This is a genomic window from Microbacterium sp. ZW T5_45, assembly GCF_044987415.1.
Classification (GTDB): Bacteria; Actinomycetota; Actinomycetes; order Actinomycetales; family Microbacteriaceae; genus Microbacterium.
Map to the genome: position 1 here is coordinate 1 of NZ_JBJDRJ010000067.1, position 12,317 is coordinate 12,317.

The following is a 12,317-nucleotide window of genomic DNA, read 5'->3' on the forward strand; positions in this document are numbered from 1 at the left end:
GCGCCTAGGGGCCCGATCAGGAGGACTCCCCTGACTTTCCAGCCCTCGCTCCCGCCCCAGCCGCTCAGCCCCCTCGACGGCCGCTACCGCACCGCCGTCACCGGGCTCGCCGACTTCCTCTCCGAGGCGGGACTCAACCGCGCACGCGTCGAGGTCGAGGTCGAGTGGCTGATCGCCCTCACCGACCGCTCGCTGTTCGAGACCTCGCCGCTGTCGGATGCCGACAAGGAGCGTCTGCGCGCCCTCTACCGCGACTTCGGTCAGGCCGAGATCGACTGGCTGGCCGAGAAGGAAGCCGTCACCCAGCACGACGTCAAGGCCATCGAGTACCTGGTGCGCGACCGTCTGTCGGCGCTGGGCCTCGACGCGATCGCCGAGCTCACGCACTTCGCCTGCACGAGCGAGGACATCAACTCCGCCTCGTACGCGCTCACCGTCAAGCGGGCGGTCGAGCAGGTCTGGTTGCCGGCGCTCGACACGATCATCGCGAAGCTGCGCGAGCTGGGCGTCGAGCACGCGGATGCCGCGATGCTCTCGCGCACGCACGGGCAGCCGGCCACGCCGTCGACCATGGGCAAGGAGCTCGCGGTGTTCGCGTGGCGCCTCGAGCGCGTGCGCGCTCAGATCGCGGCATCCGACTACCTCGCGAAGTTCTCGGGCGCGACCGGCACCTGGTCGGCCCACCTCGCCGCCGATCCGGATGCCGACTGGCCGACCATCGCCCGCGAGTACATCGAGGGTCTGGGTCTCGGGTTCAACCTGCTCACCACCCAGATCGAGTCGCACGACTGGCAGGTCGAGCTCTACGACCGGGTGCGCCACGCCGGCGGCATCCTGCACAACCTCGCCACCGACATCTGGACGTACATCTCGCTCGGCTACTTCGCGCAGATCCCCGTGGCCGGCGCGACCGGCTCGTCGACCATGCCGCACAAGATCAACCCGATCCGCTTCGAGAACGCCGAGGCGAATCTCGAGATCTCGAGCGCGCTGCTGGGTTCGCTCTCGCAGACCCTCGTCACGAGCCGTCTGCAGCGCGACCTCACCGACTCGACCACGCAGCGCAACATCGGTGTCGCGTTCGGGCACTCGCTGCTCGCTCTCGACAACCTGCGCCGCGGCCTGAACGCGATCTCGCTGTCGCGCGATGTGCTGCTCGCCGACCTCGACGTGAACTGGGAGGTGCTCGCCGAGGCGATCCAGACCGTCATCCGCGCCGAGGTCGTCGCCGGTCGCTCGACGATTCAGGACCCGTACGCGCTGCTCAAGGAACTCACCCGCGGCCACCGGGTCGGTGCCGCCGACCTGGCGGAGTTCGTCGAGAAGCTCGAGATCGGCGATGCCGCCAAGCAGCGTCTGCTCGCGCTGACGCCGGCCGGATACACGGGCATCGCCGAGCAGCTCGCCCGCTGAGCTCGCCATGCACAGCGACGAGATCATCGCTGCGCTGATTCCGCAGCGGCGTTCCGGCGGCCGATACCGGATGGACGACGTCGACGACTTCCTCGACGCCTGCGCGCTCGCGCTCCGCGACCGGGAGCAGGGACGGACGCCGACGCTGACCAGCACCGAGATCCTCACGCGACGGTTCCCCACCGTGGGGTTGTTCGGACTCGGCTATGACGCGGATGCCGTCGATCGGCTGCTCGACGAGATCGCGGGCGGGTTCCGCGCGTATGAACCGGCCTCCGTGCAGGATGCTCAGGAGGCCGAGGTGCGCGCGATGCTCGACCAGGTGCGCAAGCTCGGCGAGCGAAAGGACTGAGCCGCCGTCAGCGCTGCAGATCGCGTCGGGGCCAGAGCGCAGAGAACCGTGGTGCCGACGGCTCTGCGCTCCGTGGGCTGCAGAGTCGGGCGGCTGCTCAGGGGGAGGCCGGACGGCCGGAGCCGTCGGCGTCCGACGGGCCGGAGTCCGAGCCGGACTCCTCCGGGTCGTACAGCACCGGCCGGTCGACGTTCTTGGTCACATCGGCCGGGTCGACCGCGAGGATCAGCATCGCGAGGAACAGCAGCGTCACGATGAATGCGCCCCCGCCGACCACGAGACCGAGCGCGATCGGCGTCAGCCCCTGGTACGTGCCGTTCGCGATCGCGGTGTTCACGCGCGCGGTGAAGGCACCGGTGGAGACGAGCGTGACCACGGCGGCGAACACGCCGCAGGCCAGCGCGATCCCCAGCAGGTGCAGGGGGCGCAGGATCTCGCGCCGGGTCGGCTTGTCATCGGTCATCGATCTGCTCCCTGGATCGGCGCGGGCGCCGGGTCATCGGTGTCGGCGGCCTCTGCCCTCTTCGGCGTGAGCCCGGCGATGCCGAGGAAGACGGCGACGATGGCGGCGTAGCCGCCGAACATGCCGACGCCGAGGATGATCCCGGTGAGGACGAACTCGCCGGCGCCCTCGATCGCGTACGGCTGGGTGAATCCGGCAGGGATCACGATCAGCAGGAGCCCGAGCAGGATGCCGAAGGCTCCCACTGTGATCTCATCGCGTGCCGACGCCTCGCCCGAACGCCGCGCACGGATGCCGGAGATCAGCTCGATCAGGCCGGTGAGCAGCGCCCAGCCGATCACGATCGCGAAGAAGGCGTCGTTCGTTCGCCATGCGGGGATGCCGCTGGCCATGCCGGCGATCAGGCTGATCAGCCCCAGCGCGATCGGTGCCCACCGACGGCCTGCCGGATGCACGAGCCACGCCGACAGGCCGAGAACCAGCGCCGAGGCGATCACGAAACCGCTGAAGACCGAGAGACCGACCGCCGCCGAGTGGTCCGGCGAGAAGGTGATCATCAGCGCGGCGGCGGCGGCGAGCAGCGCGCGCACCAACTGGACGTGGCGCACGGTGAACGTACGGGCAGGGGCAGACATGACGATGCGGGGTCCTCCGGGGTCTCCTCCCCAGTCTACGCGGGGGTTCGCGGCGGCGTGGCCGGGCCCGGACGCGATCGTGGGGCCTGAGCGGACTTCCCCGGAACCATCCGCCAGGCCCCACGTGTTCGCAGCGAGGGGGGCACCACTGCGCGAGGACGGATCCCCGCACGCTCGGGCACCCTGCATGCGACGGAATCCACCTTCTCGACCCGTTCCCGCTCTGCCGTCCCCTGCATGCGGTCGCGCGGCCGTATGCTCAGGGTAGAGGGGAAATCTTCACATACCGGAGAGGGAGTGTGATGAGTTCCACGCCCGACAGGAAGATGTCCAGGACGGATGCCGTCGCTGCGGCGTTCCGCGATGCGATCAACGCCAGAGACGTCACTCTGGCATGGTTGCACGAGCAGCTCCGGCTTCGCGGGAACAGCGTATCGATGGCCACCCTGAGTTACTGGCGCTCAGGGGCGCGGCGCCCTGAGGGTGTGCAGTCGATCGCCGCGCTGAGCGATATCGAGGACCTGCTGCGCCTGCGCCCTGGGGCGCTGACGGCCCTCGTCGGCGGCACCCATCGCACTGGCCCTCTCGGTCCTGCGCAGTTCCCGATCGATGAAGGAGATCTCGAGGAGTTGGTGAAACAGGCGTTCGCCGCCCTCGGCGTGCCGTTCCCCGATCTCTGCCGGGAGATCACGACGCATTCGATCACCGACGTCGACGCCTCCGGCAACGTCGCGCACTGTTCCACACGCAGCATCGTGCAGTGCACGGTCGGCACGGCGATCGGCATCCCGTTCCTCGAGATGACGCCGGGTGAGCGCACGCCACCGCCGATCCTCGAGGCGGTGTCGGGCGGGCGCATCTCGCGCCGCTATTCGCACCCGAGCGGTCAGGTGCACGGAGCGCTCTTCGAGCTCGAGTGCCCGCTGCAGGCTCCGGACACCGCGGTGATCGAATGGTCGGTCGACTACCCCGACGGCTATCCGCCCTCGCGCGAGACCGGGCACGCGCTCGCCCGCCAGTGCCGGGAGCTTCTCGTCTGGACCCGCTTCCACCCCGACGCGCTGCCCGACTGGATAGAGGAGAAGATCGAGACCCCGGGCGAGGTGATCCTCACTCCGCTGACCCTGGACGGGCGCACGTCGATCCATCAGGTGCGCCGCGCGTTCGGACCGGGCGCGGTCGAGCTGCGCTGGGGATACGGCGAGCGCGGGAGTCAGCCGGGCTGATCCCCCGTCGCGACCGGGCGCCCCGGAGTGTTCGACCACTGGCTCCACGATCCCGCGAAGACCTTCGCAGCGATGCCCACCTCGTCGAGGACGAGTGCGGTGTGCGCGGCGGTCACGCCGGATCCGCAGTACGCCGCCACCGAGGTTCCCGCGTCGATGCCGATCGATTCGAGGGTCTTCAGGACCGTGGTGCGATCGAGCATCCGTCCTTCGTCGTCGAGATGACGACCGGTCGGCAGGTTGATCGCACCGGGGATGTGCCCGGCCACGGGGTCGTAGGGCTCGGTCTCGCCGCGGTAGCGCTCCGGCGCGCGGACGTCGAGCAGCACTCCCGATGCCGGGAAGGCCGCCGCCTCGTCGATCGTCAGCGCCTCCGCGCCGATCTCGGTGAGCGCGACATCGCCGAGCTCGGGGAGGACGTCATCGGTCGCGACCTCGAGTCCCGCCGCGACCCATGCCCGGATGCCCCCGTCGAGCAGTCGCACGTCGACGCCGCCCTGCCGCAGCAGCCACCAGGCCCGCGCGGCGGCGATGCCCTGGAAGTCGTCGTAGACGACGACGGCGTCGCCGTGGTTCACACCCCAACGGCGGGCCGCGGCCTGCAGCTGAACGGTGGACGGGAGCGGATGCCGGCCCTCAGAGGGCTCCCCGTGCGTGGCGAGCTCGCGGTCGAGCGGCACGAACACGGCGCCGGGGACGTGCCCGCCGAGGTACTCGGGGTGCCCGTCGGGGCGGTCGAGCCGCCACCGCACATCGAGGACGCGCACCGGAGCGTCCGACGCGAGGAGGTCGTTCAGTTCTGCCGCGGACACGAAGTTGCTCATGTCGCGAGGGTACCGGCATCCGCACCTGCTTCGGCCCGGCCGTACACTCGATGAGGCAGCGTCGAGAAAGGCACCCGATGGCCACTCGAATGCGCTGGATGCGCTTCCGCCCGCAAGAGGCGGCGCTGATCGCCATCACCGCGGTCTGGGGCAGCACCTTCCTTCTCGTGCACTGGGCGATGGAGCACGCGGATCCGTGGTTCTTCGTCGGCATCCGCTTCCTCGTCGCGGGTCTCATCAGCGTGGCGATCTTCTGGCGCTCGCTGCGCGGAATGCGCTGGCGCGACATCGGCGCCGGTGCCGCGATCGGTGTGATGATCTACCTCGGCTACGGGCTGCAGACCCTGGGGCTGCAGACGATCGATTCGAGCACCTCGGCGTTCATCACGGCGATGTACGTGCCGCTGGTTCCGCTCGCGCAGTGGGCCGTCTTCCGCAAGCGCCCGCCGACCATGGCCTTCGTCGGAGCCGGGCTCGCCTTCGTCGGCCTGATGCTCATCGCCGGCCCCGACGCCTTCGCGCTCACTCTGGGCACGGGCGAGATCGCGACCATGATCAGCACTCTGCCGATCGCGGCCGAGATCATCCTCATCAGCGTTTTCGCCGGCAAGGTCGACCTCGGCCGCATCACGATCGTGCAGCTGCTGACGGCCGGTCTGCTCGGGCTGCTCACGATGCCCGTGGCGGGCGAGGCCGTCCCCGAGTTCTCGTGGGTATGGGTCGGGGCGGCCGTCGGACTGGGAGCGGCCAGTTGCCTCATCCAGCTCACGATGAACTGGGCGCAGAAGTCGGTGTCGCCGACCAGGGCGACGATCATCTACGCCGGCGAGCCGGTCTGGGCAGGGGTCATCGGGCGCATCGCCGGAGAGCGACTGCCCGCCACCGCGCTGATCGGCGGAGGGCTCGTGGTGCTGGGGATCCTCGCGAGCGAGCTCAAGCTCGTCAGGCGGAAGAGCCGCGCGGTCGAGGAGCAGCCCTCCGAGAGGGGCCGCTGAAGCCCGCCGAAAGCGCTGCACCGTTTCAGCGCGGATTCAGCCCCTGACCGCCAGACTGGGTGAATGCGGATCCTGGTGGTGGACGACGAGGTGCGGCTGGCGGATGCCGTGCGCCGCGGCCTCGAGGCCGAAGGGTTCGCGGTCGACGTCGCGCACAACGGCGTGGACGGACTCTGGCGGGCCCGTGAGACGACATACGACGCGATCGTGCTCGACCTGATGATGCCCGGTATGAGCGGCTGGAAGGTGTGCGAGGCGCTGCGCGCCGAGGAGAACTGGACACCGGTGCTCATGCTCACGGCGAAGGACGGCGAGTGGGATCAGGTCGAGGCGCTCGAGACGGGCGCCGACGACTACGTCACGAAGCCGTTCTCCTTCGCCATCCTCGTCGCCCGGATCCGCGCGCTCGTTCGTCGTGGCGGAGTGGCAAGACCCGCCGTGCTCGAGGCCGGCGATCTGCGGCTCGATCCCGCCGCGCATGAGGTCTGGCGCGGCGACACCCCCATCGCGCTGACCGCCCGCGAGTTCTCGGTTCTCGAGTACCTCATGCGACACCGCGGCCAGGTGCTGACCAAGCGTGCTCTCATCGAGGGAGTGTGGGACGACGACTTCGACGGCGATCCGAACATCGTCGAGGTGTACGTCGGTCACCTGCGCCGCAAGCTCGACAAGCCGTTCGGACGCGCGGCGATCGAGACGATCCGCGGCGCCGGCTACCGTCTGGCGGCCGATGGTGGCTAGACGGTTCTGGCGCTCGGTCCGCGGTCGCACGACCCTCGGGGCCACGCTCGTCGTGGCTCTCGCTCTCGTGGTCGGATCGGTCCTGTTCTACGGCATCCTGAACTCCAGCGTCCATGCGGCGTCGGAACGGGCGGCGGAGCAGAGACTCGAGGAGCTCGCGGAGCGATTCGACTCCCGGGGCGGAGGCCCAGCTCTCGACAGTCTCGACGATGAGATCGTGCAGCTCCTCGACGAGAACGGGGCGGTGAGGGCGGCGAGCGAGGACGCGCGCGACGATCTCGGCTCGACGCCGCTGCCGGCCGGCGACGGACCGCAGCGGATCACGATCGAGGGCGAGCCGATGCTCGTGGTCTCGGAGGATCTCGACGGCGACGGCACTCTGGTGCTCGCGGTCTCGGCGGAAGAGGGCGAGGAGACACTGGCGACCGTCGCCGTGCTGCTCGCGGTCGCCGTGCCGTTGCTGCTCGCGCTGGTCGCCGTCACGACCTGGCTGGTGACGGGCCGGGCGCTGCGGCCGGTCACGCGCATCCGCGCGGAGGTCGACGGCATCACCGCCGAGCGCCTGCACGAGCGCATCGAGGTGCCCTCGTCGGCGGATGAGATCGCCGCGCTCGCGAGCACGATGAATCGGATGCTGGATCGCCTGGACTCCGCTGCGGCGGCGCAGCGCCGTTTCGTCTCGGACGCCTCGCACGAGCTGCGCTCCCCGCTCGCGACGATCCGCCAGCACGCCGAGCTCGCGCAGGCGCACCCGGGTGCCACGAGCATGGGAGAGCTCGCCGAGGTCGTCTCGGAAGAGGGGCTGCGCCTGCAGGGCATCGTGGAGTCGCTGCTGCTGCTCGCCCGGCTCGACGAGGGTGCGAGCAGGTTGACCGAGGCGGTCGACCTCGATGACCTCGCCCTCGGCGAGGTGCGGCGACTGCGGGCCGCGGGGGTCGAGGTCGATGGCTCCGGCATCCGTGCGGCCCGGGTCGAGGGCGATCCCCGGCTGCTGGGGCAGCTGCTGCGCAATCTCGCCGACAACGCGGTACGGCACAGCGCCGGGCGGGTGGCGATCAGCGTGGTGCCGCAGGACCGTCACGTGTTCGTGCTCGTCGAGGACGATGGGGTCGGGGTGCCGGCCGAGGAGCGGGAGCGGATCTTCGAGCGCTTCGTGCGCCTCGACGAGGCCCGCAGCCGGGATGCCGGTGGCAGCGGGCTGGGCCTGACCATCGTGCACGGCATCGCCACGGCGAGCGGAGGTTCCGTGGCGGTCGACGAGTCACGCTGGGGTGGAGCTCGCTTCGTGGTGACCCTGCCGCTCGCGAACTGAGGGCTGCGCCTCCGGGGGTGCAGCACCCCGTCGGGCGGAGTTCGCCGTCATGGGCGGAGACCTCCCCTCTCAGCATCCGCCCCACAGGGTGTCGCTCCACCCGCCGCGTCGAGGGGCTCTCCTGTTCGGCGTTCCTGAAAGCGGCTTCAGGATGCTTCAGGCGCGCTTCAGCACCCGGAAGCGAGCATGGATGCATGAGCGATCAGAACCAGAACCCCACTCCCGAGAACGCGCCCGAGCGGCCGACCCCGCCTGCCCCGCCCGCGGCGGATGCACCGACCGTCCCGGTCGAGCCGGCCACCGCGCACGATGCTGCGGCAGCCGTTCCCGCAGAGTCGCAGGCCGATGCGCAGAAGCCCGGCCGCAAGCGCGCGCTGCTGATCGGCGGCGGCATCGCCGCGGCCCTGCTGCTCGCCGGTGGCGGCGTCGCGGTCGGAGCGGCGATCGGCGACGAGTTCGGCGATGACGACGATCGCGCCGTCGCCTCCGATGGCCAGCGTTCGGACGACGACCAGGACGACCGCGACGACCGCTCGGAAGACGACGCGGCACCCCAGAACCAGAACGGGCAGAACCAGAACGGGCCGGTCACCGGCATCGGCACCGACTCGGCCGACGAGCTCGTCGCCATCGCGGATGCCGCCCGCGGCGCAGCCGACGGCGTCGTGACCTCGATCGACGCGAAGCGCGACGGCACGTGGGAGGTGCAGCTCGAGAACTCGACCGGCGGCGAGACCGAGGTGCGGGTCGACGCCGACCTCGTCGCGACCGTCGTATCGACCGATGAGGATGACGACGACTCGGCTCCCGCGCTGACTCTCGACGAGGCCACGATCCGCGCGCTGGTGGATGCCGCCGTCGCCGAGGCCGACGGCATGATCACCGACCTCGACGTGGACGACGACGCGTCGAGCCCGTACGACGTCTCGGTGCTCACGGGCGACCGCCGCTCGATCGACATCGACCTCAGCGCCGACTTCGCAGTCGTCGGCACTGACACCGACGACTGAGCGGGTCAGCTGCGGTTCCAGTGCCGCAGCTTCTCGGGGTTGCTCACGACCCAGAACTGCGAGAGCAGCCCCGCCCGCACCTCGACGGCCAGCACCGCGACGACGGCATCCGCCCTCATGAGCACGATTCCGGCACGTCCGTTGACCGAAGCCGGCCTCACCGTTGTCCCGGATCCGGCGAGCGCGGCCAGAGCGGCGACCGCGGAATCGGCATCCGTGATTCGCGGCGACGACGGCACAGATCCGGAGTCGACCACCAGCACCACATCACTCCGGAGGACGGAGCGGATGCCGTCGGCATCGCCCGCGACGAGCGCCCGGGTGAGCGACTCGAGCAACCCGCTGCCTGACGCATCCGACCCCGCAGCGCGCCGCCCGTCGGTGCCGTCGTCGGCCCGATGCGCGCGGATCCCCTCGCAGCCCTGCCGGCGCGCGCACGCCGACGGCGCCCTGCGGTTCATCCGCCGACCGCGGCGACGTGGCCGAGCTTGTCGGGAGCCATCACCCAGAGGAGCTGCTCGATGCCCTCGGCAGACGTCGTGACCGCCACCATCGTGGTGATCACGCCGTTCTCGATGAGCGTCACCGCCGGCTGCCCGTTGACCTCGACCCAGCCGATCGACTTGCGCTCCCAGAAGTGGCTCGCGAATGCCGCGACGAACTTCGCGACCCGAGCGCGCCCGATCACGGGGACGCGCGCCGCGAGCTTGACGCCGTTGCCATCGGTGTAGCTCACGACGTCGGCGGCGAACAGCTCCTCGAGCGCATCCGCATCGCCGTTCTGCGCCGCCACGAGGAACGCCTCGAGCAGGCGCCGCGGGTCGCTCGGAGGCGCCTCGGTCTGTTTCGCCGAGGCCAGATGCGCCCGCGCCCTGCTCACCAACTGGCGGGCGTTGACGACGGTCGACGAGATCACGTCCGCGATGCGCGGGTACGGGTAGTCGAAGGCCTCGCGCAGGATGTATGCGGCGCGCTCTGTCGGCGTGAGTCTCTCGAGCGTCAACAGGATCGCGAACTGCAGCGCCTCGGCACGCTCGGCGCCCAACGCGGGATCGTCGTCGGTGTTCACCGGCTCGGGCAGCCACGGGCCGATGTACGTCTCACGTCGGGCGCGCGCGGACTGCAGCACGTTGATCGACAGCCGGGTCGCGACCGTCGTGAGGAACGCCCCGGGTTCGCGCACCGTGCTGCGGTCGGTTCCCTGCCAGCGGATCCAGGTCTCCTGCACGATGTCCTCGGCATCCGCGACGGTGCCGAGCATCCGGTACGCGATGCCGAAGAGCCGTCGCCGGTGCGCCGCGAACAGCTCGATCGCCGCGTCCATCCCGGTGGCGGCATCCGGGCGGGGGAGATCGTCGGCGGATGTCGTCACGACTCCACTCTGTTCGGTCCCGGTATGTCGCGACAAGGCCCACCACCTTCCTCTCGGCGCGTATTGCGCCCTCACAGAGTCCGACCGGACGGCATCCGTTTCTGTGACGTGATCTGTCACATCCCGGCGCGCTCCCCGGTCATTCCGGGGGAGCGCGCCGTTCGCGCGTACCTCGCGATCGAAGGAGAGACATGAGAATCGCAGTCATCGGAGGCACCGGCCTCATCGGAACGCGTGTGGTCCGCTCGTTGCGCGGCGACGGGCACGACGTCGTCGCCGCTGCCCGGTCCACCGGCGTCAACTCCTTCACGGGCGAGGGACTGGCGGATGCTCTCGCCGGCGCCGACGTCATCGTCGACGTGTCGAACTCGTCGTACACCGACGAGGAGGCCGCGCGCGAGTTCTTCTACGCCTCGACGATGAACCTGCTCGGCTACGGCGACGCGGCGGGTGTCGGGCACCATGTCGCGCTCTCGGTCGTCGGCACCGATCGGCTCGCGCGCGCCGAGGGCGGGTACTTCATCGCGAAGGAGCAGCAGGAGCGTCTGCTCTCGTCGTCCGGGCGTCCGTACACTCTGGTGCACGCGACGCAGTTCTTCGAGTTCGTCCGGAGCATCACCGATCATGCGATGCGCGGCGGGGCGGCGCATGTCGCCGATGTGCTCGTGCAGCCCATGGCGGCCGACGACGTGGCGGCGGTCGTCGCGCAGGCGGCACTCGCCGAACCACGCTGCGGGATGCAGGAGCACGGCGGGCCCGAAGTGTTCAGCCTAGGCGAGATCGCGGCTCTGGATCTGCGCTGGCGCCACGACGACCGCGAGGTCCTGCCCGATCCGCTCGGGACGTATTTCGGTGCGCGTCTCGCCCCGCGCGATCTCCTGCCCGAGGCGACCGCCACGATCGCTCCGACGCGATACCACGAGTGGCGCGTGTCGGCCGGCTGACGTCACAGTCCGCGGCTCTGCCCGGTCAACCCTGGCAGAGCGCCGCAACCGGCATCCCCCCACTCAGGAAAGGCATGGACATGGGAAAGAAGATCGTCGTCATCGGAGGCACCGGCCTCATCGGCTCGAAGGTCGTCGCGAAGTTGAACGAGCACGGCCACGAGGCCGTCGCCGCATCACCGAACACCGGCGTGAACTCGCTCACCGGTGAGGGTCTGGCAGCGGCCCTCACCGGCGCGGACACCGTCGTAGACGTGTCGAACTCGCCGTCGTTCGCTCCGGCGGACGTGCTCGAGTTCTTCACGACCTCGACGCGCAACCTGCTCGCTGCCGAGATCGCCGCCGGTGTCACGCACCACGTGGCCCTCACGATCGTCGGCACCGACCGCCCGCAGAACATCCCCTACTTCGCGGCGAAGGTCGCGCAGGAGAAGCTCATCCGCGAGTCGGGCATCGGCTTCTCGCTGGTGCACGCGACCCAGTTCTTCGAGTTCGTCGGCAGCATCGCCGACATCTCCACCGAGGGCGACACCGTGACGCTTCCCGGCGCACTGATCCAGCCGATCGCCGCCGAGGACGTGGCGACAGCGGTCGCTCGCACCGCGGCCGGCGGGCCCATCGGCGATGTCGAGATCGCCGGCCCCGAGGCGTTCGGCATGGACGAGTTCGCGCGGCGCGCGCTGGCGTTCCGCGGCGATCCGCGCTCCGTCGTGCGCGACGACACGGCGCCGTACTACGGAGCACAGATCGAGGAACGCACTCTCATCCCCGTCGACGGCGCGCAGATCTTCGCGACCACGCTCGAGGAGTGGCTGCCGCTGAACCCGCCGCGGGTGTAGTTCTTCGATCTCGCCGTCCCGCATCTGCCGAGAACAGGTCAACCGCGCCAGGACATGATGTTTCCGCATGGGGTGCCCCTGTGATGGTGGAGTCTGGTCCTGATGGATGAGATGAGTGATGAGCGTGGGAAGAGGCCGCCGATCAGGAGGGTGCAATACACGCCTGCGGAGCGGGCGGAGGCGGTGCGGAT

The 12,317-nt window shown here is 70.1% G+C and carries 14 protein-coding genes; 9 read left to right on the forward strand and 5 right to left on the reverse strand.

Annotated elements, in window-relative coordinates; translation table 11 throughout:
- The first annotated feature begins 30 nt into the window (after nucleotides 1-30).
- Together purB and ACI3KS_RS19160 are read left to right on the forward strand one after the other, a co-directional pair.
- A complete protein-coding gene (gene purB, locus ACI3KS_RS19155; protein WP_404920147.1) occupies nucleotides 31-1,413 on the forward strand; it encodes an adenylosuccinate lyase in 1,383 nt (460 codons plus the stop codon).
- Nucleotides 1,414-1,420: 7 nt separating this feature from the next.
- The gene (locus ACI3KS_RS19160; RefSeq protein ID WP_404920134.1) at nucleotides 1,421-1,765 is read left to right on the forward strand and encodes a DivIVA domain-containing protein; all 345 of its coding nucleotides are present in this window, start codon (nucleotides 1,421-1,423) and stop codon (nucleotides 1,763-1,765) included.
- 97 nt (nucleotides 1,766-1,862) lie between these two features.
- Here ACI3KS_RS19160 and ACI3KS_RS19165 read toward each other — a convergent pair whose 3' ends face one another.
- Both ACI3KS_RS19165 and ACI3KS_RS19170 read right to left on the reverse strand, forming a co-directional pair.
- Nucleotides 1,863-2,228, reverse strand: a complete 366-nt coding sequence (locus tag ACI3KS_RS19165) for a hypothetical protein (RefSeq protein ID WP_404920135.1) — start codon at nucleotides 2,226-2,228, stop codon at nucleotides 1,863-1,865.
- Nucleotides 2,225-2,863, reverse strand: a complete 639-nt coding sequence (locus tag ACI3KS_RS19170) for an acyl-CoA synthetase (RefSeq protein WP_404920136.1) — start codon at nucleotides 2,861-2,863, stop codon at nucleotides 2,225-2,227. The genes ACI3KS_RS19165 and ACI3KS_RS19170 overlap by 4 nt, the downstream gene beginning before the upstream one ends.
- A 302-nt stretch (nucleotides 2,864-3,165) precedes the next feature.
- On the opposite strand from ACI3KS_RS19170, the gene ACI3KS_RS19175 reads away from it, so the two are divergent.
- Nucleotides 3,166-4,089, forward strand: a complete 924-nt coding sequence (locus tag ACI3KS_RS19175; RefSeq protein ID WP_404920137.1) for a hypothetical protein — start codon at nucleotides 3,166-3,168, stop codon at nucleotides 4,087-4,089.
- On the opposite strand, the gene ACI3KS_RS19180 is transcribed toward ACI3KS_RS19175, so the two are convergent.
- Entirely contained in the window at nucleotides 4,077-4,913 is an 837-nt protein-coding gene (locus ACI3KS_RS19180) for a sulfurtransferase (protein WP_404920138.1), read from the reverse strand. The two genes, ACI3KS_RS19175 and ACI3KS_RS19180, sit on opposite strands and share 13 nt — an antisense overlap.
- Nucleotides 4,914-4,990: 77 nt before the next feature.
- Between ACI3KS_RS19180 and ACI3KS_RS19185 the strand changes: the two genes are divergently transcribed.
- The 4 genes from ACI3KS_RS19185 to ACI3KS_RS19200 all read left to right on the forward strand — a co-directional run bounded on the left by ACI3KS_RS19185 (nucleotide 4,991) and on the right by ACI3KS_RS19200 (nucleotide 8,971).
- Nucleotides 4,991-5,908, forward strand: a complete 918-nt coding sequence (locus tag ACI3KS_RS19185) for a DMT family transporter (RefSeq protein WP_404920139.1) — start codon at nucleotides 4,991-4,993, stop codon at nucleotides 5,906-5,908.
- A 63-nt stretch (nucleotides 5,909-5,971) separates the two neighbouring features.
- Nucleotides 5,972-6,649 carry a response regulator transcription factor gene (locus ACI3KS_RS19190; RefSeq protein WP_404920140.1) on the forward strand — a complete coding sequence of 226 codons (678 nt, stop codon included), beginning with the start codon at nucleotides 5,972-5,974 and terminating at the stop codon, nucleotides 6,647-6,649.
- Nucleotides 6,639-7,961: an ATP-binding protein gene (locus ACI3KS_RS19195; RefSeq protein WP_404920141.1), complete on the forward strand. Its 1,323-nt coding sequence runs from the start codon at nucleotides 6,639-6,641 to the stop codon at nucleotides 7,959-7,961. The genes ACI3KS_RS19190 and ACI3KS_RS19195 overlap by 11 nt, the downstream gene beginning before the upstream one ends.
- 194 nt (nucleotides 7,962-8,155) lie before the next feature.
- Nucleotides 8,156-8,971, forward strand: coding sequence for a hypothetical protein (locus ACI3KS_RS19200; RefSeq protein ID WP_404920142.1), 816 nt, complete (start codon nucleotides 8,156-8,158; stop codon nucleotides 8,969-8,971).
- Nucleotides 8,972-8,976: 5 nt separating this feature from the next.
- Here ACI3KS_RS19200 and ACI3KS_RS19205 read toward each other — a convergent pair whose 3' ends face one another.
- Both ACI3KS_RS19205 and ACI3KS_RS19210 read right to left on the reverse strand, forming a co-directional pair.
- Complete coding sequence (locus tag ACI3KS_RS19205; protein WP_404920143.1) at nucleotides 8,977-9,432, reverse strand: hypothetical protein; 456 nt, start codon at nucleotides 9,430-9,432, stop codon at nucleotides 8,977-8,979.
- Nucleotides 9,429-10,343, reverse strand: coding sequence for an RNA polymerase sigma-70 factor (locus tag ACI3KS_RS19210; RefSeq protein ID WP_404920144.1), 915 nt, complete (start codon nucleotides 10,341-10,343; stop codon nucleotides 9,429-9,431). Before ACI3KS_RS19210 ends, ACI3KS_RS19205 begins: the two co-directional genes overlap by 4 nt.
- A 191-nt stretch (nucleotides 10,344-10,534) precedes the next feature.
- On the opposite strand from ACI3KS_RS19210, the gene ACI3KS_RS19215 reads away from it, so the two are divergent.
- Entirely contained in the window at nucleotides 10,535-11,287 is a 753-nt protein-coding gene (locus ACI3KS_RS19215; protein ID WP_404920145.1) for an SDR family oxidoreductase, read from the forward strand.
- 74 nt (nucleotides 11,288-11,361) lie between these two features.
- The gene (locus ACI3KS_RS19220) at nucleotides 11,362-12,126 is read left to right on the forward strand and encodes an SDR family oxidoreductase (RefSeq protein WP_404920146.1); all 765 of its coding nucleotides are present in this window, start codon (nucleotides 11,362-11,364) and stop codon (nucleotides 12,124-12,126) included.
- The last annotated feature ends 191 nt before the right edge of the window (nucleotides 12,127-12,317 follow it).